This is a genomic window from Rhodopila globiformis, from assembly GCF_002937115.1.
In the GTDB taxonomy this organism is placed as follows: Bacteria; Pseudomonadota; Alphaproteobacteria; order Acetobacterales; family Acetobacteraceae; genus Rhodopila; species Rhodopila globiformis.
The window spans coordinates 24,741-47,295 of sequence record NZ_NHRY01000063.1 but is presented as its reverse complement, the minus strand read 5'-3'; the positions used below and the strand labels follow the sequence as shown (position 1 = coordinate 47,295).

General features: G+C 67.9%; 21 protein-coding genes. 11 read left to right on the top strand and 10 right to left on the bottom strand.

Annotated elements, in window-relative coordinates:
* Together CCS01_RS06140 and CCS01_RS06135 are read left to right on the top strand one after the other, a co-directional pair.
* A partial coding sequence (locus tag CCS01_RS06140; protein ID WP_158258255.1) for an OmpA family protein occupies positions 1-392 on the top strand: 392 nt, incomplete at its 5' end.
* A gap of 27 nt (positions 393-419) precedes the next feature.
* Positions 420-1,652: an LL-diaminopimelate aminotransferase gene (locus tag CCS01_RS06135; protein WP_104517943.1), complete on the top strand. Its 1,233-nt coding sequence runs from the start codon at positions 420-422 to the stop codon at positions 1,650-1,652.
* A 664-nt stretch (positions 1,653-2,316) separates the two neighbouring features.
* Here CCS01_RS06135 and CCS01_RS06130 read toward each other — a convergent pair.
* Both CCS01_RS06130 and CCS01_RS06125 read right to left on the bottom strand, forming a co-directional pair.
* The gene (locus CCS01_RS06130; RefSeq protein ID WP_104517942.1) at positions 2,317-2,685 is read right to left on the bottom strand and encodes a SpoIIAA family protein; all 369 of its coding nucleotides are present in this window, start codon (positions 2,683-2,685) and stop codon (positions 2,317-2,319) included.
* Entirely contained in the window at positions 2,654-3,436 is a 783-nt protein-coding gene (locus CCS01_RS06125) for a DUF4336 domain-containing protein (protein ID WP_104517941.1), read from the bottom strand. Before CCS01_RS06125 ends, CCS01_RS06130 begins: the two co-directional genes overlap by 32 nt.
* 259 nt (positions 3,437-3,695) lie before the next feature.
* On the opposite strand from CCS01_RS06125, the gene ltnD reads away from it, so the two are divergent.
* The 3 genes from ltnD (at position 3,696) to CCS01_RS06110 (ending at position 6,250) form a co-directional block, all read left to right on the top strand.
* Complete coding sequence (gene ltnD, locus CCS01_RS06120) at positions 3,696-4,589, top strand: L-threonate dehydrogenase (protein WP_104517940.1); 894 nt, start codon at positions 3,696-3,698, stop codon at positions 4,587-4,589.
* Between the two features lie 119 nt (positions 4,590-4,708).
* Positions 4,709-5,155 carry a hypothetical protein gene (locus CCS01_RS06115; RefSeq protein WP_104517939.1) on the top strand — a complete coding sequence of 149 codons (447 nt, stop codon included), beginning with the start codon at positions 4,709-4,711 and terminating at the stop codon, positions 5,153-5,155.
* A 267-nt stretch (positions 5,156-5,422) separates the two neighbouring features.
* Positions 5,423-6,250: an alpha/beta hydrolase gene (locus CCS01_RS06110; protein WP_104517938.1), complete on the top strand. Its 828-nt coding sequence runs from the start codon at positions 5,423-5,425 to the stop codon at positions 6,248-6,250.
* A gap of 435 nt (positions 6,251-6,685) precedes the next feature.
* Here CCS01_RS06110 and CCS01_RS06105 read toward each other — a convergent pair whose 3' ends face one another.
* Positions 6,686-8,188 (bottom strand): flavin-containing monooxygenase, encoded by a 1,503-nt coding sequence (locus CCS01_RS06105; protein ID WP_104517937.1) that lies wholly within the window; start codon positions 8,186-8,188, stop codon positions 6,686-6,688.
* Between the two features lie 1,331 nt (positions 8,189-9,519).
* Positions 9,520-12,108, bottom strand: coding sequence for a putative bifunctional diguanylate cyclase/phosphodiesterase (locus CCS01_RS06100; RefSeq protein ID WP_158258254.1), 2,589 nt, complete (start codon positions 12,106-12,108; stop codon positions 9,520-9,522).
* A gap of 548 nt (positions 12,109-12,656) precedes the next feature.
* On the opposite strand from CCS01_RS06100, the gene CCS01_RS06095 reads away from it, so the two are divergent.
* On the top strand, positions 12,657-14,078 hold the full coding sequence (locus tag CCS01_RS06095) for an MFS transporter (RefSeq protein ID WP_204848158.1): 1,422 nt from the start codon (positions 12,657-12,659) through the stop codon (positions 14,076-14,078).
* A gap of 111 nt (positions 14,079-14,189) precedes the next feature.
* Here CCS01_RS06095 and CCS01_RS33505 read toward each other — a convergent pair whose 3' ends face one another.
* The 3 genes from CCS01_RS33505 to CCS01_RS06085 all read right to left on the bottom strand — a co-directional run bounded on the left by CCS01_RS33505 (position 14,190) and on the right by CCS01_RS06085 (position 16,078).
* Entirely contained in the window at positions 14,190-14,357 is a 168-nt protein-coding gene (locus tag CCS01_RS33505; RefSeq protein WP_158258253.1) for a hypothetical protein, read from the bottom strand.
* 538 nt (positions 14,358-14,895) lie between these two features.
* On the bottom strand, positions 14,896-15,255 hold the full coding sequence (locus CCS01_RS06090; RefSeq protein ID WP_239992019.1) for a DsrE/DsrF/DrsH-like family protein: 360 nt from the start codon (positions 15,253-15,255) through the stop codon (positions 14,896-14,898).
* A 10-nt stretch (positions 15,256-15,265) separates the two neighbouring features.
* A complete protein-coding gene (locus tag CCS01_RS06085) occupies positions 15,266-16,078 on the bottom strand; it encodes a HesA/MoeB/ThiF family protein (RefSeq protein WP_193540110.1) in 813 nt (270 codons plus the stop codon).
* 50 nt (positions 16,079-16,128) lie between these two features.
* On the opposite strand from CCS01_RS06085, the gene queC reads away from it, so the two are divergent.
* A complete protein-coding gene (gene queC, locus CCS01_RS06080) occupies positions 16,129-16,866 on the top strand; it encodes a 7-cyano-7-deazaguanine synthase QueC (protein ID WP_104517933.1) in 738 nt (245 codons plus the stop codon).
* A gap of 14 nt (positions 16,867-16,880) precedes the next feature.
* Positions 16,881-17,249 carry a Rap1a/Tai family immunity protein gene (locus CCS01_RS06075; protein WP_104517932.1) on the top strand — a complete coding sequence of 123 codons (369 nt, stop codon included), beginning with the start codon at positions 16,881-16,883 and terminating at the stop codon, positions 17,247-17,249.
* 337 nt (positions 17,250-17,586) lie between these two features.
* On the opposite strand, the gene CCS01_RS06070 is transcribed toward CCS01_RS06075, so the two are convergent.
* The gene (locus CCS01_RS06070; RefSeq protein ID WP_158258252.1) at positions 17,587-18,291 is read right to left on the bottom strand and encodes a YsnF/AvaK domain-containing protein; all 705 of its coding nucleotides are present in this window, start codon (positions 18,289-18,291) and stop codon (positions 17,587-17,589) included.
* Between the two features lie 193 nt (positions 18,292-18,484).
* Between CCS01_RS06070 and CCS01_RS06065 the strand changes: the two genes are divergently transcribed.
* Positions 18,485-19,468, top strand: a complete 984-nt coding sequence (locus tag CCS01_RS06065) for a 2-hydroxyacid dehydrogenase (protein WP_104517930.1) — start codon at positions 18,485-18,487, stop codon at positions 19,466-19,468.
* A 145-nt stretch (positions 19,469-19,613) separates the two neighbouring features.
* Here CCS01_RS06065 and CCS01_RS06060 read toward each other — a convergent pair whose 3' ends face one another.
* Positions 19,614-20,834, bottom strand: a complete 1,221-nt coding sequence (locus CCS01_RS06060) for a cytochrome P450 (protein ID WP_104517929.1) — start codon at positions 20,832-20,834, stop codon at positions 19,614-19,616.
* Between the two features lie 121 nt (positions 20,835-20,955).
* Here CCS01_RS06060 and CCS01_RS06055 point away from each other — a divergent pair, with 121 nt between their 5' ends.
* Both CCS01_RS06055 and CCS01_RS06050 read left to right on the top strand, forming a co-directional pair.
* Positions 20,956-21,201, top strand: coding sequence for a type II toxin-antitoxin system Phd/YefM family antitoxin (locus tag CCS01_RS06055; protein ID WP_104517928.1), 246 nt, complete (start codon positions 20,956-20,958; stop codon positions 21,199-21,201).
* On the top strand, positions 21,198-21,593 hold the full coding sequence (locus CCS01_RS06050; protein ID WP_193540109.1) for a type II toxin-antitoxin system VapC family toxin: 396 nt from the start codon (positions 21,198-21,200) through the stop codon (positions 21,591-21,593). The genes CCS01_RS06055 and CCS01_RS06050 overlap by 4 nt, the downstream gene beginning before the upstream one ends.
* A 649-nt stretch (positions 21,594-22,242) precedes the next feature.
* Here CCS01_RS06050 and CCS01_RS06045 read toward each other — a convergent pair.
* Entirely contained in the window at positions 22,243-22,536 is a 294-nt protein-coding gene (locus CCS01_RS06045) for a DUF3297 family protein (protein ID WP_104517927.1), read from the bottom strand.
* Positions 22,537-22,555: the final 19 nt, after the last annotated feature.

The window sequence follows — 22,555 nt, the reverse complement described above, 5'->3', positions numbered from 1 at the left end:
CGCCGGCCCTGCCCGAAGCCCCGCCGCCGCGGCCACCCGAGGCCGGTCCGGAGCGCGTGGCCGCGGCGGTGCCGCCACCGATGCCGCCGGCGGGCCCCAGCGTGACGGCGGCCTCCATCGTGTTCGTCGAGGGATCGACCACGCTGTCGCCGCCGGCGGCGGATGAAGTGAAGGCATTTGCCGGCAAGCGCGGCAAGGGCGTGATCGTCGTCACCGGCTATGGCGACGCCGCCGCCAGCGACCCGGCGGCGCAGTCGGCCGCGCTGAGCGTCGGCATCGCCCGCGCCACGGCCATCGCCGATGCGCTGAAAGCGGACGGGGTGCCGTCCGACGCCGTGCGGGTGAACGCTGAAGCTTCCGGTCGCGGCGCGTCGCTACGTTTGCTACAATAATTGTCTTCCATTCCAGAAAGGCCCGTCATGAGCATCGATTCCTCCGGCGAGTTCCATCGAATCCGCCGCCTGCCGCCGTACGTCTTCGCCGAGGTGAACACGGCCAAGGCCCGGGCGCGCACCGCCGGGGAGGACATCATCGACCTGGGCATGGGCAACCCCGACAGTCCGACGCCGCCGCACATCGTCGCCAAGCTGGTCGAGACGGTGCAGGACCCGCGCTCGCACCGCTATTCCGTCAGCAAGGGCATCCCCGGGTTGCGCCGCGCGCTGGCGAGCTATTACCAGCGCCGGTTCGACGTGAAGCTGGACCCGGAGACCGAGGTGGTGGCGACGCTGGGCTCGAAGGAAGGGCTGGCGAACCTGGCGTCGGCCATCACCAGCCCGGGCGACACGATCCTGGTGCCGAACCCGTCCTACCCGATCCACCAGTTCGGCTTCATCATCGCCGGTGCGGCGGTGCGCAGCATCCCGGCTTTCCCCGGCGAGGACATGCTGCGGGCGCTGGACCGGGCGGTGCGGCACTCGGTGCCGAAGCCGACGGCGCTGATCGTGAATTTCCCGTCGAACCCGACCGCCTACCTGGCGGACCTGGACTTCTACAAGGAGATCGTGGCGTTCGCCCGCCGGCATGAGATCTGGATTATGTCCGACCTGGCGTATGCCGAGATCTATTTCGGCGACAAGATCCCGCCGTCGATCCTGCAGGTGCCGGGGGCGAAGGACATTGCGGTGGAGTTCACCAGCCTGTCGAAGACCTACTCGATGCCCGGCTGGCGGATGGGCTTCGCCGCCGGCAACCCGCGGCTGATCAATGCGCTGACGCGGATGAAGTCGTACCTCGACTACGGCGCGTTCACGCCGATCCAGGTGGCCGCGGTGGCGGCGCTGACCGGGCCGCAGGACTGCGTCGAGCAGATGCGCGCGCTCTACCGCGAGCGCCGCGACGTGCTGATCAAGGGGCTGCACGCGGCCGGGTGGGACGTGCCGAGCCCGGAAGGCTCGATGTTCGCCTGGGCGCCGATCCCGCCGAAGTATGCCTCGCTGGGCAGCGTCGAGTTCTCCAAGCTGCTGCTGGAGCGGGCGAAGGTGGCGGTGGCGCCGGGCCTGGGCTTCGGCGAGCACGGCGAGGGCTACGTCCGCATCGCCCTGGTGGAGAACACCCACCGGCTGCGGCAGGCGATCCGCAACATGCGCGGGTTCCTGATGGCCGGGTCCAACGTCGCCGAACCGGTGGCGGCGGGCGAGGCGGCGCAGTAGGATTTCGCCCGCCGCCGCGGTCCGCTGCCGCGGCGGCGACGCGGCGTGCGGGGGGCGCCCAATGCCATGCCCGGGAACGGTGCCGCTTGGTCGCGGAGACGCGTTTGGCTGGCAAGCGACCGGCCGAGGCGGCGCTGGGCCGGGTCGCCGTGGTGTGGTCCGCACATCCGGTGTGGGGCATCCTGCCGACCAGGATGGGACGGGGGCGGGTTGGCCACCGCAATCAAGCTGACACGGAGTTGCACGGTGTTTGCACGGAGTTCCGCAGAGTCTTCCGGGGCGCCCGCAGCATGGTCGCCCCTGTGGCAGCGTCCGAGGATTTCAGGCGCTTCGCGCGAAGGGCAATATCCACTTCCTCCGTGCAACTCCGTGCAAACACCGTGAAACTCCGTGTTCGCTTGATTGCCGCCGGTGAAGCCGGCACCGGCCGTGACGGTGGGGCAACGGCGCCTGCCATTTTCATCCATCGTGGTGCCTGCGGGCGGGGTGGGGGACTGCACGGCTTCGAAAATGCGGTGCCGGACGCCTGGTTCAGCCCGTCATGGCGGCCGGCCCCGCCCTACGGTGTTGAAGCTGCGGACAGGCGTGGATGGCCGCCCGGAGCCTGTGCCCGGGCTTGTTCCGGGTAGCCGCCATGACGACAGAGCAGCCGCGCCGGTTGGCATCAGGCCTCGCTCGCAAGCCAGGCACGCGCCTCGGCCGTTGCGGAGATCGGAAACACCTTCGTCGCGCCGGGCATCAGGAAGCCGAACATGTGGACCATCTGCCCGATCCAAGGAACGTCGGTGACGACCGCTATCCGTTTCCAGCGTGTCAGATGGCGCATGCCGACCCAGAAATCCTCCCACATGGCGCCCGGCGAAATGCCGGAGAAATCGGGGGCGATCTCGTAATAAAGCCGCAACTGCTCGTTGGCCGCCAGCGCCTGCCGGACCGCCGGTATGAGCATCTGGTCGTAGTCAGACTTGCCGACGAAGCCGCTGCATCTGACGGCGACCGCGTCAGCCGGGAAGTCCTTCAAAATCTCGATCATCGTTCCGCTCGGTTGCGTGGCGTTGCGCCGCGGGCCCGGCAAGCCAGGCGAAGGCGCGGCGCACGAAGGCCTGTCCGTCCTGCTCTGCCGGCGTGCCGTGGGCGATGATGACGCGCTCGATGTCCCAGGCGAGGATGCGCGCGAGCGCCCGGCGTGCGGCCTTGCGGTCGAGGAAAATCGTCCGCCAGTCGCTCGGCGCGCCGGGGTTCGGCTCGACGATGCCGCCGAGGCGGGCCAGGACGCCGCGCCATCCCTTCACGAAGTCATGCGGCAGGTTCTGAATGAGATCGGCAAAGAGCGCGGTCCGGCTGGCGCGATGGAAGAACACCGCCTCGGTCATCGCGACGCTGCCCTTGAACAGAACCTGGTCGATCTCCCTGGCCCAGCCAGGGTCCGGCGTGTCGGTCAGGTCGTCATCGAACGCCAGGTCCTTGCGGCGGCGGCGCAGGCCGGGCGAGGCGAACAGCGTCGCCCGCGGATAGGCCGTCTTCCATTCGGCGAGATACAGGTGATGGAGCTTGTTCGGCGAGACGAGGAACCGGGGATTGCCGAGCGCCTCGACCTCGGCCTTCAGGTCCGCCGTCAGCGCAATCGGCGACCATACGAACAGGCCGCCCTGGGTAAGCCGCACGACGGCCATGCGGGTTGGATAGGGGAAGCCGAAGAACGGAACCGTCGGGCCATCGGCGATCCAGATCTCCGGCCCGAAGGCGCCGAGGCGCGTCGCGGGCCCTGGAAACCGTTGCGTCATCGGCGCGTCCCTTGCCTGGTCGAACGCCTCTCGGCCGGCATCCCGCGATGAGGGCGACGATTGGCACCATGCGCCAACGTCCTGTCTCCGGCAAGGCGGCCCGGGTGTGCGCCATTGAACAGGCGGCGAAGGCCGGGCCTCAGCCGGCTTGCCGCGGCGCGGCATCCGCTTACCCCGCCCCCCAGCGCCGCGGCTTTGCTTTTCTCCGCCGGATCGGCCCAATCTTCCGGCTGAGCGGATCAGCGGGAGGCAAACGGAGATGAAAGTCGGCGTCATCGGTCTCGGCACCATGGGGATGGGGGCGGCCCTGAACCTGCTGAACAAGGGCCACGCCGTCACCGGCTGCGATTTGCGGGCGGAAAGCCGCGACGCATTCACCGCCGCCGGCGGGGCCGCGGTGGACTCGCCCGACGCGCTGCCGGCGGATCTTCAGGCGGTGGTCGTCTTCGTCGTGAACGCCGCGCAGACCGAGCAGGTGCTGCTGGGCGAGCAGGGCTGCCTGCCGCGCCTGGCGAAGGGCGGCGTGGTGCTGTGCTGCGCCACCGTGGCGCCGGAATCGGCCCGGGCGCTGGGGCGGAAGATCGAGGACGCCGGCTTCCTGATGCTCGACAGCCCGGTCTCCGGCGGCGCTGTCGGCGCACGGGCAGGGACGATGACGGTGATGGCCTCGGGGTCCGAGGCGGCCTTCGCCCGGGCACAGCCGGTGCTGGAGGCGATCTCCACCCGCGTCTGGCGGCTGGGCGCGGACATCGGTGTCGGCAGCACGGTCAAGATGGTCAACCAGCTGCTGGCCGGCGTGCACATCGCCACCGCGGCCGAGGCGCTGGCGCTGGGCATCCGCGCCGGGGCGGAGCCTGAGACGCTGTTCAAGGTAATTTCCGAATCCGCCGGCAGTTCGTGGATGTGGCAGAACCGCGTGCCGCACATCCTCGCCGGCGACGACACGCCGCTGTCGGCGGTGAACATTTTCGTCAAGGACCTGGGCATCGTGCTGGACCAGGCGCGGGCGCTGACCTTCCCGCTGCCGCTGGCCGCCGCGGCGCATCAGCTGTTCCTGGCCGCGGCGGCGAACGGGCAGGGCGGCAAGGACGACGCCTTCGTGATTCGGGTCTGGCAGGCGCTGACCGGGATTCCATTGCCGGAAAAGGCCTGAGTTGCCTTTCTGGCCACGTTGTAACGGCGAGGTCAGGAAACAGCGGCCGGCGGGGCGCCGTTCTGCGGGGGCTACCCAACCGGTTATAGGAGAATGAACCCGTGCGTACCCATCACCTCGTGATACTGGCCGCCTGCGGCTCCCTGTTCGCGCTGCCGGCCTTCGCGCAAAACCAGCATCACAACGGGAACTCGGCCACACAGGGCCAGAGCCCGAGCGGAAGTTCCGCGATGCAAAGCCAGAACGACAACTCGTCCATGCAGGGGCAGGATCATAACGGAACCTCCGCGATGCAGGGCCAGAACCAGGCCATGCAGTCCGGCAAGAGCCCACGCCAGATGCTGACCCAGGAACTGAAGCAGGCTGGCTTCTCGCACATCCGCATCGAGCCCGAGACCTTCGTCGTGCATGCCATCAACCACCAGGGCGAACCGGTGCTGATGCAGATCAGCCCTGACAGCGTCGAGGCGGTCACCGCCCTGAAGGAGCCGAACCACCAGCAGGCCCAGAACGATTCGCAACAGTCCGGCTCGTCCGAAGGAAACAACAACATCCGGCAACAATAGGCTGCGCCCGCGGGTCGCATCATCGGACCGGCGCTCCGGTTGATGCCTGCTTGAACCGGCCGCCGGTCCCGGCCATCATCCCGGCATGAGCGATCCGCGCAAGCCATACCCCCCGCCTGGCACGCCAGGCACCAGCCGATCGGCGCCGTTCGTCCCGGACGGACGGCGTGGCATGAGTTCGTCTGCCCGCACCGCGTCGGGCCGATCGGCTGCTGTGATGCGCTTCCGCGGTCCTCCGGTCATGGACGGACATCGGAAGGCGAACGCATGAGCTTCATGGCGAACTGGGGCCTGCTGAGCCAGGCCGAGCGCGACGCAGCCTACGACAACAGCACGCATGTGCCGGACAGCCCGGTGCTGAACGCGGCGCGCGAGGTTGCCTCGACCGTGTTCCGCACCACCAACCCGCTGCACCTCGACCTGCGCTACGGCAAGGCGGCGCGCAACACCTGGGACCTGTTCCCGGTGGCGGATCCCGACGCGCCGTGCATCGTGTTCATCCACGGCGGCTACTGGCAGCGCAACAGCAAGGAACAGTTCGCCAACCTGGTCGCCGGCCCGCACGGGCGCGGCTGGTCCGCCGCGCTGCCCGGCTACACGCTGGCGCCGGACGCCTCGCTGACCCGGATCGTGGCGGAGATCACCGCGGCGCTGGACTGGCTGGCGGCGCATGGGCCGGCGCACGGGATCAACGGGCCGGTGGTGCTGTCGGGCTGGTCCGCCGGCGGGCACCTGACGGCAATGTGCCTGGATCATCCGCTGGTGAAGGCGGGGTTGGCGATCTCGGGCGTGTTCGAGCTCGGGCCGCTGCGCGACACCTACCTGAACGAGAAGCTGCGGTTGACCGACGAGGAAATCGTTACTCTGTCGCCGCTGCGGCTGCCGCCGGTGAACAAGACGCTGGCGATCGCGTACGGCACGGCGGAACTGCCGCCGCTGGTCGCCGACAGCCGGGACCTGCACACGCGGCGCGCGGCGGCGCACAGGCCGGGGCCGCTGATCCCCGTGCCGGGAGCGAACCATTTCACCATCGTGCACGAGTTGCGGGACCACGACGGGCTGCTGACGCGATACCTGCCGCTGCTGCTGGAGTGACGCCGGCGGGCGCGGTCGTTGCCGGGCCGATCAGACCGCGTCCTGTTCGGCTGGGCAGCGCCCAGGGCGGCGGGCGTGCGGCATGATCGTCCAGATATGCAACCACAGAGGAAAGCAGAGGACTACGGAGGGCCACAGGGACGAAGTCATGGGGCTGCGCGCGGCGTGCGTCGCGACCAGATCTGCCGGGCGATGCGCCGCCAGGCGTCGCCGCGGGACGGGATCGATGAAACCGCCTGCCACAACAGCCGCATCCGCACCAACCCGCGCGCTGTCCCCCTGATCCCCTGCGGCCCTCCATGACCCTCGGCTTCTTCTTTGTGCGAACAAAAATACGCCATCAACCAAGCTGTCCCCGCCGGTGAGGCGCCATCCCCGACCGCGGCATGCCGCAACAAGAGGCCCCCACTCTCGGGCTCGAAAGCCTCGCGTTGCTCACCCGTACACGAACGCCGCATCATCCAGGTCGATCGCCGGAATCTCGTCCTTCTCTTTCCAGTAATCCTGCGTGTGCGCCCATTCCGGCTTGTCGCCGCGCTTCGGCAGCAGGTGCATGCCGCGCAGCATGTAGCCGGGATTGAAGTTCTCGGTGTCGATCCACGGCAGTAACGGCATGTCCTGGTCCTCGGGCCGCAGCGCCACCGTCACGCGGGACGCGCCCTTCCTGTCCATGTGGTTCAGCAGCCGGCAGACGAAATCCGCCACCAGGTCCGCCCGCAGCGTCCAGCTGGCGCGGAAATAGCCGAACACCCACACCAGGTTGGGCACGCCGGTGAACATCATGCCGCGATAGGTGACCGTATCGGCGAACGCCATCGGCTTGCCGTCGATGGTAAACGCGATGTCGCCCAGCACGCTCAGGTTGAAGCCGGTCGCCGTGACGACGATGTCGGCCGCCAGCGTCTCGCCCGATTTCAACTGCACGCCGGTCTCGGTGAACCGCTCGATCTCGCCCGTCACGACCGATGCCAGGCCGGACCGGATTCCCTTGAACAGGTCCGCGTCCGGCACGAACGCGATGCGCTGCTGCCAGGGCCGGTAGCGCGGCGTGAAATGCGTCTCCACGTCGTAGCCGGGGTCAAGCTCGGCGCGTATCATCGCCAGCAGTTCCTGCTTCACCTTTTCCGGCTCGGTGAAGGAGCGGCGGGTGAACGTGTCCTGGTCGTGCAGGATCTTCTTGCGCACGATCTCGTGGATCCACGCCTCGTCGACCTGCAGGTCCCGCAGCTCCTCGGCCAGCGGGATCGCATTGCGGCCGGTGATGAAATAGGTTGGCGAGCGCTGCAGCATCGTCACGTGCGCGCACTTGCCGGCGATCGCCGGCACCAGGGTCGCCGCGGTGGCGCCGGAGCCGATGACCAGCACGTTCTTTTCCGCGATGTCCAGGTCCTCGGGCCAGGTCTGCGGATGCACGATGCGGCCCTTGAACGTCTCCATGCCGTCCCAGTGCGGCGTGTAGCCGTCCGTGTGCCGGTAATAGCCCTGGCACATCCACAGGAAATTGCCGGTGAGGCGGACGGTCTCGTTGCTGTCGGTCCGCGTCACTTCCAGCGTCCACCGGTTCTCCGTGCTGGACCAGCTCGCCTTGTCGATCCGGTGGTGGTAGCGGATGTGCCGCGCGAGGTCGTTTTCCTCGATCACCTCGCCCATGTAGGACAGGATTTCCTCGGCGGTGGCAATCGGCGCGCTGGTCCACGGCTTGAAGCGATAGCCGAAGGTGTGCAGGTCGCTGTCGGAGCGGATGCCGGGATAGCGGTGGGTCCACCACGTGCCGCCGAAATGGTCCTGCGTCTCCAGCACGACGAAGCTCTTGCCGGGGCATTGCTGCGTCAGGTGATAGGCGCCGCCGATGCCGGAAATGCCGGCCCCGACGATCAGCACGTCGAAATGCTCGGTTTGTTGTGACGCAGGTCTGGCCGGCGTTGCAGTCTCGGACATTGGTTCGCTCTTCCTTGTCGGTTGCGGGTATGGCGCCGTCACGGATCGTTGCCGGATGCGGAAGCTTGGCGGTCTATACAGGAGCATGAGGCTACCCGCCAGTAGGCCCATGCGGGCCGGAACGCGGAAAGTGGCGTTTGAGAGTGGCTTGCGGTCTGGGTGAAAACCGGCACCGCGTGGATGAGTGCGTGGGGGCTTCTGGTCCGGCTTGGCCGCAGGCCGGGATGGTGCCTCACCGGCGGGGAAAGCGTGGTTGATGGGGTATTTTGGTTCGCACGGAGAAGGAACTGAGGGTTGCGGAGGGCCGCGGAGGGTCAGGGGGACAGCGCGCGGGTTGGTGCGGATGGCGCCATGAATTTCCATTTTTGGCCCGCTGCGGTCCTCCTATGAAAATGCGGACCCGCAGGCGCCGATGGCAGGACGGAGCCTGGTCGTCTCCCCATCGTCATGGCCGGGCGTGTCCTGGCCATCTGCGCTTCAACGGTGGGGGTGGATGGCCGGGACACGCCCGGCCATGACGGTGAGGCAACGGACCTCGCCCATTTTCCGCCATCGCGGTGCCGGCACCGGCTGGCTGACCCGTCTTTCCGGATGCGACCCCCGAAATGCGGATTTGGTTCGATTTAGACATGGTAAGTGGTTGATATTTTGCGCTAATTTTTGACAGGTGAGCCGAAAATGGCTGTAGTGAAGACTTACGTTGTTCCCAGGCGTGTGTTCCGTCGGCCAGACTTGAACAGGCATGTCGTCGTGGCGGGCCGAGCGAAAAAAGGCCGACGAAATCCACCTGTACAGAGCGCAAGCGGTATTGCCGCATCCATCGGAACGGGATCAGCCTCTGTAGTGAAAACTTTTTCGTCCAACTCATTGATAAACAATGAGCGGACTCACGAAAAAGGGGCGAATCCGGAAAGACAGGATGGGTGGGAACGGATCTGCCTGTGCCCGTGCGTCTGCCGCTTTGACGTGCGCCATGCCGCACTGCATGAACCGACATTGCTGCGTAACGCTGGGCTGCGTAACGCTGGGCTGCGTAACGCTGGCGGGCCATTGGCGGTTGACACGGGGGCAATCCACATAAGCTTCTGAGAGGCGTCCGGCAACTGGTTGATCCCGAAAATACCTTCCTTCCGACAAAACTCGTGAATCAGCTTCTGAAGCAGAGCGACCTCCAGGGATTTGCCGCCCTTGCGCGTGCTCGTGATGATTGGCGACACCGCTCCGTCCTCATCCGGTGGGCAATGGACGCCTATGCCGGCCGTGCCGGGTCATCAGCGACAGCATGATCGTGGTCTGGCCATCGGCCTCGAAGCCGGTCCAATCCATCACCGCTACGCTTCGCATCTTGCTGATGCATCCTCTCCGCCGGCAAGCATCGGCAGCGTTGCGTCCAGCCGGCGCAGCAGCGCCTCGATCTCCGCCGCCGGCCGCGGCGGGCTGATGAAGTAGCCCTGCACCTCGGTGCATCCCTCGTGGCGGATCTGGGCGAACTGCTGTGCCGTCTCCACCCCTTCCGCCGTCGTCGCGATGCCCAGGTTCTCGCCCAGCCCGGTAATGGCGCGCACGATCATCGCCGCGCTCTTGGCCGCCACCATGACGGTGTCGTCGCACGCCGCCTCGGCCGGCACGAGCATCAGGCCGCCCACGAACGACCGGTCGATCTTGATCTTGTCGAACGGGAAGCGCCGCAGGTAGTTCAGCGACGAATAGCCGGTGCCGAAATCGTCCAGCGAGACGTGCACGCCCAGCTCATGCAGGCCGTGCAGCGTCGCCATCACCGCCTCGGTATCCTGGCGCAGCACGGTTTCGGTGATTTCCAGCTCCAGCCGATCGGCCGGCAGCCCGGTCTCCGCCAGGGTGTCGCGCACGATCGCCACCAGTTGCTGGTGCCGGAACTGCGCCGGCGACAGGTTCACCGCCACCCGCACCGTCGTGGGCCACGTTACCGCCTCGGCGCAGGCAGTGCGCAGCACCCACTGGCCAATCGGCGCGATCAGGCCGGTCTGCTCGGCCAGCGGGATGAATTCCGCCGGCGGGACGCTGCCGCGGGCCGGGCTGTTCCAGCGCAGCAGGGCCTCGACGGCGGTGATGCGGTCCGCGGCGAAGTTGTACAGCGGCTGGTAGTGCAGCGCCAACTCGTTGCGCTGCATCGCCAGCCGCAGGTCCGCCTCCAGCCCCAGCCGCACCCTCAGGTCCTCGTCCATGCCGGTTTCGAAGAAGGCAAAGGTGCCGCGTTCCTCCTTCGCGCGGTACAGCGCCACGTCGGCGCGCTTCAGCAGTTCGGCGCCCGGCAGGTCCGGTTCCGCCAGTGCGATGCCGATGCTGACGCCGATGACGATGGAATGGCCCTGCACCTCGTACGGCGCGCCGATCGAGTCGATCAGCCGCTCGGCGAGCGACACCGCCAATGCCGCGCCGCCGGCCGCGCTGTTCAGCACGATGGCGAACTCGTCGCCGCCGAGGCGCGCGATGATGTCGCCATCCCGCACGCACTGGCGCAGCCGCCCCGCCACCAGCCGCAGCAGTTCGTCGCCAACAGCGTGCCCGAGCGTGTCGTTGACGTCCTTGAACCGGTCGAGATCGAGGCACAGCACGGCGAACGGTTGCCCGGGCCGCATGATCGCGGCGTTCAGGTATTCGCGGAACAAGGCGCGGTTCGCCAGCCCGGTCAGCGTGTCGTGGTGCGCCATGAAGGCGATCTGCTCTTCGTTGCGGCGCTTCTCGGTGACGTCCTCCAGGGTGATGACGGCGCCGCCATTGGCCATCGGCTCGCACGCCACCTGCACCCGCAGGCCGGGGCGCATCGCCATCTCGGTCTGCACCGAGCGCCGGGCGCTCAGCAGCCCGTTGATCCGGCTGCGCACCTCCCGCGGGTTCTGCTCCGGAAACAGCCCGAACGCCATGCCGGCCTGGATCAGCTCCGCCACCGTCATGCCCGGCCGCACGCCGTGTGGCGGCAGGTCGCAGATGGCGAAGAACCGGCCGTTGACCAGTTGCAGCCGGTAGTCGGGGCCCCAGACCAGCATCCCCTGCAGCATGCTGTTCAGCGCGGCGTCGAGCTGCAGGTTGGTGCGCCGCAGCGCGAGTTCGATGTCCCGGCGCGCGATGATGTTGGCGCGGAACACCTCGATCGCCCGCGCGATGGCGCCGACTTCGTCCTGCCGCTGCCGGCCCGGCACGACGAAGTCGCTGTCGCCACCGGCCAGGCGCTTCATCAGAACCGTCAGCCGCAGCAGCGGCCCGGCGATGCTGCGGCCGATTGCCACCGAGCCGAGCAGGCCGAGCATCGCCGTTCCCAGCCCCAGCCCCAGCATCAGTTCGCGCGCCTTCAGGCTGGCGGCGACGGCCTGCGTCGTCAGCGCCGCCCGCCGATCGGCCAGGAACTGTACCAGGGCGTCGAGATAGGCGTGCAGGCGGTCGAAATCCGCGTCGGCCGTGCCCGCCAGCATCGCGCCATGGCTGGCGTCAGAGGCGGCAAAGCCGGCCGTCTCGCGCAGCCGGGCGGCATACGTGCCCATCTCCTGCCGCAGCCGATCGGCCAGCGGCTGCGGGATCGTGGCGTTGCCGGCAAGGAAGGCGTTGAACGCCGTCACCGTGGCATCGAGCCGCGCGGCCAGGTCCGCGGCGCTGGCCTTCCGGGCCGCCGGATCGACCCGGTCGTTGCCGATGGCGAGCACCGCAAACAGCCGCGTATGCAGCCGGGTGATGTCGTCCTTCAGCGTCTGCGCCTGGTTGAGCGGCTCGTACACCGCATGGTCGAGCGCGCGCAGCGCCGCGGTGTTGCGCACGCCCAAATGGACGAACAGCGCCAGCATCAGGCTGGCCATCAGCAGGGTGAGCGCGGGGATCAGCGCCACCTTGCGGCCGAGCGGCAGGTCGCTCAGGGTCCGCAGCCACCATCGCCGGCTGACGGCGGTCATCGGGCTGCCGCCGCGGCGCGCGGCCGCGCCATGCCGCTGCCCGCCAGGACGGGGCGCGCGCCGGCCCGGGCCTGTCTGCCGTAGCGCCCGCGCCCGGCGAGCCCTACGCAATGCACACATCCTGGAAACGAGTGGGAAATGACCGTAAAATCAAGTGCTTGCCCGGGCGCCAAGAGCGTTCCCCCATCGTCATGGCCCGGCTTGTCCGGGCCACCTATTCCAGCACTTGTGCCGCGACAGGTGGCCCGGACAAGCCGGGCCATGACGAAAGGGAAACGCAGCGGCGGACCGTTTCCGGGACGTGTGCATCCCGTAGCGGCGAGCCGGGCCGTCGGGCGGCCTGCGAACGGCGTGTCCAGGCGGCGAAGACGGAGGCACATGACACAATTCCACGGATGATCGCGCCACACGATTTTTTCCGTGGCCCCGGCATGGAACCGCAAAATGATGAAGAAATCGTAAACGGCAGGGGAAATGTACTCGTTTGGTTCCGGCCGGCGCCGGAAGGCGGAACGAGGCGGCCTGCCGGGCGTTTGTCACGGAACACGATGCGCAGCGCGCGCCGCTGCGCCTTCAACGGCGAGGAACGTTCCATGATCCCCGGCAGCCCTGCTGCGGCACCACTCCCGGAATCCGAGCACCGCCGTCAACTGCGCCGCGCGATCATCGCCAGCACGGTCGGCACCACCATCGAGTGGTATGACTTTTTCCTCTACAGCATCGTCACCGGCCTGGTGTTCGCGAAGCTGTTCTTCCCGCACTCCGACCCGCTGACCGGCACGCTGGAGGCGTTCGGGGTCTATGCCGTCGGTTTCGCCGCCCGCCCGGTGGGCGCGGCGATCTTCGGCCACTGGGGCGACCGCATGGGGCGCAAGTCGGCGCTGATCGCCACCCTGGTGCTGATGGGCCTTGGCACCTGCCTGGTCGCGCTGGTGCCGACCTATGCGCGCATCGGCATCTGGGGGGCGGCGCTGCTGACCTTCCTGCGCTTCGTGCAGGGCGTCGGCGTCGGCGGCGAGTGGGGCGGCTCCGTGCTGCTGGCGATGGAGTGGGCGCGGACCAGCAAGCACCGCGGCTTCGTCGCCTCCTGGCCGCAGTTCGGCGTGCCGGCCGGGCTGTTCCTGGCGAACCTGGCCGTGCTGGTGTGCAGCTGGGCCGCGGGCGCCGCCTTCCTGACCTGGGGCTGGCGCATCCCCTTCCTGATCAGCATCGTGTTGGTCGGCATCGGCCTGTGGATCCGGCTGGGTATCGAGGAAACGCCGACCTTCCGCCGGCTGGTGGAGGAGGAACGGGTGGAAAAGGCGCCGGCGCTGGAGGTGATCCGCCGGCAGCCGAAGGAGATCATCCTGACCGCCCTGGCGCGGATGGCCGAGCAGGCACCGTTCTATATCTTCACCGCCTTCGTCTTCGCCTATGGCACCGGGGCGCTGGGGGTTTCGCGCGACCTGCTGCTGGTCGCCGTGCTGTGCGCCTCGCTGGTGTCGTTCTTCACCATTCCCTACGCGGGCCACCTGTCGGACCGGTTCGGGCGCAAGCGCGTCTACATGATCGGCGCGGCGATGACGGGGGTTTATGGCGTCATCTACTTCGCGCTGCTGAACACCGGCTCGATCGCGCTGGTTTTCCTGGCCATCATCCTGTCGCTGATTCCGCACGACGTGCTGTACGGCCCGCAGGCGGCGCTGATCGCCGAGAGCTTCACCGGGCGGCTGCGCTACAGCGGCGCTTCGCTGGGTTACCAGTTGTCCTCGGTCATCGCGGGCGGGCCGGCGCCGCTGATCGCGACATGGCTGTATGCGCGCACCCACTCCGGCTACGCGGTCGCCGGGTTCATCGTGTTCTGCGCCTGCGTCAGCCTGGCGGCGACGGCGGCGCTGCGCGACTACACGAACAAGGATATCTCGGAAGAATACGCCCATACGCATGACGCCGTGCCGGGGACGCAGCGTGGCGTGACGGTGGAGGGGTAGGGGCGCCTGCCGGGGGGGCGCACCGGTTCCCCCAGCCCGTTCGGGTCGCAGGCCGAAAGGCGGGTAACGGCCCGCTCTCCTGCTTCGAAAATAGTGCCCCGGACGCTGCCGCTATGAGGCTGCCTGGTGCGGCTGCGGCCCGTCCTCCGTGGGCTGAATGGCGACGACATAGCCCAGACGCTGCAGCCGGCGCTTCAGGTTGGCGGCGGTGCGGGTGCGGTCGGCGTTATCGAGGTAAGCCTCACCCAGTTCGTGACAGCCGACGCCGCGGCTGAGCATGTGACAGGCGGCGACCAGTCTTACTGTGTCAAAAACTGAGAGATAGTCAATGTTATCAATGGGTTATGGGAGCTCTAGTTTGCGAGAAAACGTCGTGATTTCAATGTGTTAGGCGGAAACTGACACAGTCGAATTAGGGCGTCGGTTCATTATGGATTCCGCGAATGCACCCACGGAGTTAGCCAGCCGGCGCGCCGGCACCGCAATGGCCGAAAATGGGCGAGATCGGTGCCACTCCGTCATGGCCCGGCTTGTCCGGGCCACCTGTTCAAGCACTTATGCCGCGACGGGTGGCCCGGACAAGCCGGGCCATGACGCTCGCGAACAAGCGTTCCGAAGCGTATTTTCATGGTAGGTATGGAAAACGGCAGCCATCGAAGCGGTATCGTGCGGAGCCTCCAGGATTAAGGTGCTTCGCGCGGCGCCTGCGCACGGATTCTCCCCGGGCACACCGGGAAACCGAGGCCGGTCACTCTCAGCGAGGCCTTTCTGGTCAAGGTTCTGAGTCGGTTTTGCACTGCGGTTGCCTGGCGCCGTCTCAGATTGTGATGACCTGCCCTGCGCCTACCGCTGTTAGAAACGTCGCGATGCCCGCCACCTCGACCCCCGGCAACAACCCGGCCGGGTCGATTGCCTCGGCATGCAGCCCGGCCTCGCAGGCGATCATCCGGACGTCCATCTCCACGCAGGCGTCGCGCAGCGTCTCCAGCCCGGCGACGCCGCGCTGTTGTATCACCGTGTCCCGCCCGGCCCCGGACAGCCCGGACCAGTCGCGGCACAGCGCATGGCAGCCGGCGTTGGTGGCGAACAGCACCACCGGCCGCCCCAGCGCCGCGGCGCCGGCGGCGGCGACGAAGGCGTAATGCGCCCGGTCATGCGCCCCGGACAGCAGTAGCACGCCGAGTGGTTCAGACGGCACAGGCCGACCCCGCCGGAACGCCGTGCGCGGTCAGGTCCTTGATCCTGGCATTCGGCCCGCACAGCGCGCAGGACGGATCGGGGCGCAGCCGGATGGTGCGGAAGCGCGCGGCGAGCGCGTCCCACACCAGCAACTGGCCCGACAGCGACTCGCCGATGCCCAGGATCTCCTTCAGCACCTCGGTCGCCTGCAGCGTGCCCATTACGCCCGTCACTGCGCCCAGCACGCCGGCCTCGCTGCACGTCGGCACCACGCCGGGCGGCGGCGGCTCGGGATACAGGCAGCGGTAGCAGGGGCCTCCCTGATGCGGCTTGAACACCGATAGTTGCCCCTCGAAGCGCAGCACCGCGGCCGAGACCAGGGTGCGCTTCGCCAGCACGCAGGCGTCGGCCACCAGGAAGCGGGTGGCGAAATTGTCGGTGCCGTCGCAGACGATGTCGTAGCGGCTGACCAGGTCCAGCGCGTTGCCGGGCGCGAGCCGCAGCGCATGCGCCTCCACCCGCACCTCCGGATTGAGCGCCGCCGCCGCGCGCGCGGCCGACTCGACCTTCGGCACGCCGATGCGGTCGGTGGTGTGCGCCACCTGCCGCTGCAGGTTGGACAGCTCCACCCGGTCGTCGTCGACCACGCCGATGGTGCCGATGCCGGCGGCCGCCAGGTAGAGCAGCAGCGGCGAGCCCAGGCCGCCGGCGCCAATCACCAGCACCCGCGCCGCCTTCAGCTTCGCCTGGCCGGTGCCGCCCACCTCCCGCAACAGGATGTGGCGGGAATAGCGCTGGATTTCGTCTTCACTGAAATCGATGTCCATGCTTCTGATGATAGGATGACCCCGGCGGACCGACCAGAGGCACCATGACGTCGCAACACACCGAGACGGAGGACGCCGCGCTGGTGCTGTTCTCCGGCGGCCAGGACTCCGCCACCTGCCTTGCCTGGGCGCTGGCCCGGTATCCGCGCGTGGAGACCGTCGGCTTCCGCTATGGCCAGCGGCACGCGGTGGAACTGGACTGCCGTGCGCCGATCCGCGAGGCGCTGGCCTGCGACCGCCTGGGCGAGGACCATGTGGTGGACCTGGCCGCCACCATCGGCGGCCTCGGGCAGACGGCGATGACCGCCGATATCGCCATCGCGATAGGGCAGGGCGGGCTGCCGAACACCTTCGTCCCCGGGCGCAACCTGCTGTTCCTGACCTGCGCCGCCGCCATCGCGTATCGCCGCGGCCTGCGCCGGATCGTCGCGGGGATGTGCGAGACGGACTACTCGGGCTATCCCGACTGCCGCGATGACACGATCAAGGCGATGCAACTGGCGCTGAACCTGGGGATGGAGCGGCGCTTCGTGCTTGAGACGCCGCTGATGTGGCGCGACAAGGCGGCCACCTGGGCGCTGGCGCTTGGCCTGGGCGGGCAGGGGCTGGTAGATGTGATTCTCGAACGAACCCATACCTGTTATCTGGGGAATCGGTGCGATCGTCACGCCTGGGGATACGGATGCGGCACCTGCCCAGCCTGCCAGTTGCGCGCCCGGGGGTGGGAGCGTTGGGTGGCGGCAAGCCGTCCGCCGGCTGATCCGCTGCGTGACATATCCTGATGGAGAGCTGATTGATGAAGCGACTTCTGGCCCTTGCAGTCCTGGCATCCGGGGTGGCGACCACCGGTGCCTGGGCCGTGCAGGGAATTGATATCCGGGCCCAGACGGCCGGGGAGCTGGCCGGGCTGTGCGCCGCCAGGCCGGGCGAGCCGGCCGCGGACGCGAAGATCAATTTCTGCCTGGGCTTCGCCCAGGGCGCGATCGACGTCGAGCGGCACTATGCCCGCGACAAGAAGCCGTTCTGCATTCCAAGGCCGGGCCCGTCCCGCCGGGAAACCATGACGCAGTTCGCCCGCTGGGTCGGCGAGGCCTCGGATCGCGGCTCGATGCCGGCGGCGGAAGGCGTGATCCGGTTCATGGGCGAGCGCTTTCCTTGTAAGTAACGACAGCGGCTGCGCCCGGCCGAGCCCTTCGGCGCGCCGGTTGGCGACCGAAGACTGCCCGTTGGCGAGACGATCGCCAACGGGCAGCCATGCGGCTGGCGCCGAACCGTTTCTCGACCGCCATGGTCCGGACAAACCGGCATTGACGCTCAAACAGGGGCACCGCCGGTGCGACTGCTCTGCCGTCATGGCGGCTACCGGGCACAGGCTCCGTGCCGGCATCCACATTTTACGGCGCCTATACCAGCGGAAGGCGTGGATGGTGGGCCTTCGCCCAGCTTGACGCGGAGGGGCCGGTGCGCCGGCTCCGGTGGATCGGTAATTTCAGCCTGGTCCCTCAGTGTTCCTGGCCCCTGGTCTCGCCGGACTTTCCTTCCGCGTGGATCGAGGCCACGGACTGCTTCCGCTCCTGGTTCCCGCCGGGGCGCTTCCTGTCGTCCTGTTTCTGCTCCGGGTTGAAGACCACCGGCAATTGCGACGGCGCCTCGATCTCCAGCTTGTCGCGCTTGATGGTGTCGCGAATCGTTTCCGTTCGTGCCGTCACTTCCTTGCGCAGCAGCACCTCTTCGACCAGATGCACCGACTTGCTGACGACCGGGACCTCGTTCGTTTCCGACATCTCGATCGTCACCTCGGTCAGCACGTCCTGGCCGATGCTGGTTTGCGGACGGCGGCGCTCCAGCACCACCGTTTCGGTGTGCAGCGTGACATCCTGCTGGACAGGCGATTCCACGACGACGCGGCGGACGCGCGTGGTCTTTCCCGGCACGACCCGCGTGCCGACATTGAGGACTTCCTCGCCGACGGCAATCACCCGCTCGCCGGCCGCCTCATGCCCGGCGGCCTCACGCGAGGCGCGGCCCCGCCTGGCGCCGGCCAGGTCGGTGGCCGCGGCCCGTTCCGTGTCCGCCACGGCATCCAGGAAGGCCGAGGTCACCGGCCGGTACAGGGTCATCGCCCGCAGGCCAATCTGTTGCATCTGCAACATCATATCCAGGATGGGGAACGCGCTGCTGGTGGTGTTGCCTGATGTATATGACATTGTCTTCCTTATTGGCCGTGAATGCATCCCGGCAGATGGTGCGATGCAGCATGGGCTGCAACCGGTGCTCCGGATCTCGTCATCCGGCGATGCCAACATCGCGGCGACGATACGCGGGCGGCCCGGCAGTGCGCGCTTGACCACCGGGTCGTCAAAGGTTGGAGTGCGCTGCAACCAGCCCTGAAGGACGCCGATGACACCGATCGTTGCTGTCACCTTCGCCTTGCCTCCGCATCAGCGCGCCGTCGTTGCCGACGCGCTCGGCAGCGCCGCCGAACCGGTCTATCTGACGGATCTCGACGACGCCGCGCGCGCCGCAACCCTGCGATCGGCCGCGGCGGTCCTGGCCCACGACACCGGCAAGGAACTGCGTCCGAACGAGGCCGGGCTGTTGCAATCCGCCCGCCTGGTCCAGTTCGTCACCGCCGGCATCGATTTCATCCGGTTCGACCAGCTTCCTGCAACCATTCCGGTCGCCAGCAACGGCGGCGCTTACGCCGAGCCGATGGCGGAGCACGGGCTGGCGCTGATCCTGGCGGCCGCGAAACGACTGCCGATCGAGCACGCCGCCCTCGCGCGCGGCGAATTCAACCAGCATACCCGCAACCGGATGCTGGCGGGCAGGACCTGCGGCATCCTGGGCTTCGGCGGCATCGGCCAGGCGATGGCCCGCGTAACGCGCGCGCTGGGGATGCGCATCCACGCCGTCAACCGCAGCGGACGCTCCGACGCGCCCACCGACTGGCTCGGCGCGATCCGCGACCTGGATGCGCTGCTGGCGGCCTCCGACGTGCTGGTCATCAGCACGCCGCTGACCCCGGCAACGCGCGGCCTGATTGGTGCGCGGGAACTGACGCTGATGAAGCCCGACGCCATCCTGGTCAACCTCGCGCGCGGCGAGATCATCCAGGAGGCCGCGCTGTTCGCGCACCTTCAGGCGCATCCGGATTTCTTCGCCTGCATCGACGCCTGGTGGGTGGAGCCGGTGCGCCACGGCGTCTTCCGCATGGACTATGCGTTCCTGTCGCTGCCGAACGTCATCGGCTCGCCGCACAATTCCGCCTCCGTCCCCGGCATGATCGAGGCCGGGCTGCGGCGCGCCATCGCCAATGTCCGGCGCGCGCTGGCGGGCGAGGCACCGCATTACGTGCTGGCCCCGGAGGAACGCCGGAACTGATGCCGATGGGCGTTGAGAGTAATCGTCTCCATATCGTCATGGCCGGGCTTGTCCCGGTCAGCTGCGCTTCAACGGCAGGGGGCGGATGGCCGGGACAAGCCCGGCCATGACGGTGAGGCAACGGCCGCGCCGGGCGGTGGTGACGCTACCCCCACGCCACCGGCAATTCCATCAGGCCCCGCAGCGCGAAACTCGGCCGCCACGCCACGCGATCCGGCGCCGCCAGGCGCAGGCCAGGGATGCGGCGCAGCAGGACGCCGAACACCTCCGCCGCCTCGATACGCGCCAGCTGTGCGCCGAGACAGAAATGAATTCCGCCGCCGAACGACAGCGGGTTTGGGTTCTTCCGCGTCACGTCCAGCCGGTTGGGGTCAGCGAACATCGCGGGATCCCGATTGGCGGCGCCAATCAGCGCGACCAGGAGTTCCCCGCGATCCAGCGCGACGCCGCTCAGTTCCACCGGCTCGGCCAGCATGCGGGAGACCGCCTGTACCGGGCTTTCATAGCGCAGGATTTCCTCCACCGCATTCGGGATCAGCGACGGATCGTCGCGCAGGATCCGCCATTGCTCCGGCTGCCGCAGCAGCGCGGCAAGGCCGTTGCCGATCAGGTTCACGGTGGTTTCGTGCCCGGCGGCAAACAGCAGGTTGACGTTGGCGCGCAGCTCGGCGGTGGACAGGCGGTCGCCGGCTTCCTCGGCCTGCACGAGCTGGGTGATCAGGTCGTCGCGCGGTTCCCGCCGGCGCTGCTCGAACAGCGCCTCGAAATACAGGCCGCTGGCCTGGGTGCCGAAATTCGCCGCGTCCAGCTCCGCCCGCGTCGGCGGCCGCGGGTCCAGCAGCGGCGCGCCCGAGGTCGAGCCCTTGACGAAACGGTCCCGGTCCGCTTCCGGAATGCCCAGCAGCTCGCAGATCACCATCACCGGCAGCGGGAAGGCCAGGTCGCGGATCGCGTCCATCCGCCCCGCCGTCATCACCTGGTCGAGCAGTCCGTCCGCCATCGCCCGCACCCGCTCGCGCAGCGCCTCGATGCGGCGGGCGGTGAAGGCCTTGGTGACGAGGCCACGCAGCCGCGTGTGGTCCGGCGGATCGCGCATCAACATCATGTGGGTCAGCTCGACCACCGCCGGCTCCTGCAACGCGGTGGGCCCGAAGCGCTGCTTCAGCGCGTCTGGGGCGGTGTAGTCCTTGCCGAAGCGGCGGTCGCGCAGCAGCAGGTTGCAGTCCTCGTAGCGGGTCAGGAACCAGCGGCCGAACGGCGCTTTCCAGACTGGCGCGGTGGCGCGCAGGTGGTCGAATACCGGATAAGGATTGGCGACAAAGGCAGGATCGCGCGGATCGAAATGCACCGAAGCCGTCGCCGGCATCGAGGATCTCCTGTTGTTGTTATCGTTGCAGCAAAAGGGCAGCCATTCATGTGACGGCTTTGCGCTTGAATTCCAGGGCTCAAGGAATTAGGTTGGTCTGGTCTAGCTAAGGACCATCGCGATGACCGCTGTCAACATGCTGGAAGCCAAGTCGACCCTGTCACGCCTCGTGGATGCGGTCGAATCAGGATCCGCGGCGGAGATCATCATTGCCCGCAACGGCCGTCCGGCCGCGCGTCTGGTCGCCATCCAGCCGGCCAGGACCGGTCGGCGCATCGGCGTCGCCAAGGGCAAGTTCACGGTGCCCGCCAGCATCGATGACCAGGAAGCGGCGATCGCCGCGCTGTTCGCCGGCCCGGCGGCGTGAAGCTGCTGCTCGACACGCACGTCGCCCTGTGGGCTATCGCCGACGACGACCGCCTGTCCGCCAAGGCCCGCCGGCTGATCGACGATGAAGAAAACGACATCGTCGTCAGCGCCGCCACGGTATGGGAAATCTCGATCAAGCACGCGCTGGCCCGTAGCGGTCCGAACGACATGCCGATCTCGGGGGAGGAGGCGCTGGGCTATTTCAAGGACGCGGGGTTCGAGTTGCTGAATATCTCACCCGCGCACGCCGCGGCGGTCGAGGCGCTACCGCCGCTGCACGCGGATCCGTTCGACCGGATCCTGATCGCGCAGGCGCTGACGACGCCGCTTCGCCTGCTGACGCACGACCAGCGGATCGTCGGCTATAGCGACCTGGTGATTGCCGTCTGAGCGCAACCGCTTTCGAGGCGAGCCGATATGAGTGGAGACAACCAGCCTGCATTGTGGGGGCAGCAGAGTCATTTTTCTGGCGAACTGGCGGTGGCGCAACAGGACGGTGCAAACGCCTCCGGCCTGGACCGCCGTTACCGGCGTTGCGGCGGATCGGGGATTACAGGCGACGGGCGTACGGCACGATCGTCCGAACATATCACCACAGTCCCTCTGGCGGCGCGCGGCCACCACGATGGGTGAAAATGGGCGAGGCCCGTACCTCTCCGTCATGGCCGGGCGTGTCCCGGCCATCTACCCCCACCGTCGAAGCGCAAATGGCCGGGACACGCCAGGCCATGACGATAAGGAGACGACAGGCGCCACCCAACGCCACCTTGCCGGATCGATCAACCCGCCTGGTACGACAGCAACATCCGCACCCGGTCGCGCGCTGTTCCCCTGATCCTCAGAGGCCTTCCGCCGTGCTCAGTTCCTTCTCTGTGCGAACAGACATACATCATCCGCCACCGCGTCCCGGCCGGGGAGGCACCGCACCATACAGACCGCAGGCCGGCAGGATGCTCCCAAGCCCGCCATGCCGGCTGCGTGTCACACGGAGCCGGTTCCCCCAGATAGCAAGTGCTCCAACCTCTCAGCCCCAACCCGGTCAAGCAGGCCCGGAATTCCCATCGTCCGGTGTCTCGCTGTCCGCAGCGGCTTCGGCATCGCGGAAATACGGCTCGACCACGCCCTGCGCCTTCACCGTCAACGGATTGCCGCGGCGGTCGAGGGTCTTACCGACGGCCATGCGCACCCAGCCTTCGCTGACGCAGTATTCCTCGACGTTGTTCCTCTCAATCCCCTTGAAGCGGATGCCGACGCCGCGGCGCAGCAACTCCTCGTTGTAGTACGGACTTCTGGGGTTACTGGACAGGCGGTCGGGTGGGACGTCATCGGACATCGGGATTTCTCCAGGCAAA

Coding starts and splice junctions, on each gene's coding strand:
- CCS01_RS33505 (WP_158258253.1), bottom strand. CDS start 14,357: ATGCTCAGCCGCGGCGTCGGCTGTCACGAACTGGGTGAGGCTTACCTC.
- CCS01_RS06125 (WP_104517941.1), bottom strand. CDS start 3,436: ATGACGCAACGGTTTCCAGGGCCCGCGACGCGCCTCGGCGCCTTCGGG.
- CCS01_RS06135 (WP_104517943.1), top strand. CDS start 420: ATGAGCATCGATTCCTCCGGCGAGTTCCATCGAATCCGCCGCCTGCCG.
- CCS01_RS06060 (WP_104517929.1), bottom strand. CDS start 20,834: ATGCCGGCGACGGCTTCGGTGCATTTCGATCCGCGCGATCCTGCCTTT.
- CCS01_RS06055 (WP_104517928.1), top strand. CDS start 20,956: ATGACCGCTGTCAACATGCTGGAAGCCAAGTCGACCCTGTCACGCCTC.
- CCS01_RS06065 (WP_104517930.1), top strand. CDS start 18,485: ATGACACCGATCGTTGCTGTCACCTTCGCCTTGCCTCCGCATCAGCGC.
- CCS01_RS06045 (WP_104517927.1), bottom strand. CDS start 22,536: ATGTCCGATGACGTCCCACCCGACCGCCTGTCCAGTAACCCCAGAAGT.
- CCS01_RS06110 (WP_104517938.1), top strand. CDS start 5,423: ATGAGCTTCATGGCGAACTGGGGCCTGCTGAGCCAGGCCGAGCGCGAC.
- CCS01_RS06105 (WP_104517937.1), bottom strand. CDS start 8,188: ATGTCCGAGACTGCAACGCCGGCCAGACCTGCGTCACAACAAACCGAG.
- CCS01_RS06075 (WP_104517932.1), top strand. CDS start 16,881: ATGAAGCGACTTCTGGCCCTTGCAGTCCTGGCATCCGGGGTGGCGACC.
- ltnD (WP_104517940.1), top strand. CDS start 3,696: ATGAAAGTCGGCGTCATCGGTCTCGGCACCATGGGGATGGGGGCGGCC.
- CCS01_RS06095 (WP_204848158.1), top strand. CDS start 12,657: ATGCGCAGCGCGCGCCGCTGCGCCTTCAACGGCGAGGAACGTTCCATG.
- CCS01_RS06130 (WP_104517942.1), bottom strand. CDS start 2,685: ATGATCGAGATTTTGAAGGACTTCCCGGCTGACGCGGTCGCCGTCAGA.
- CCS01_RS06100 (WP_158258254.1), bottom strand. CDS start 12,108: ATGACCGCCGTCAGCCGGCGATGGTGGCTGCGGACCCTGAGCGACCTG.
- queC (WP_104517933.1), top strand. CDS start 16,129: ATGACGTCGCAACACACCGAGACGGAGGACGCCGCGCTGGTGCTGTTC.
- CCS01_RS06070 (WP_158258252.1), bottom strand. CDS start 18,291: ATGTCATATACATCAGGCAACACCACCAGCAGCGCGTTCCCCATCCTG.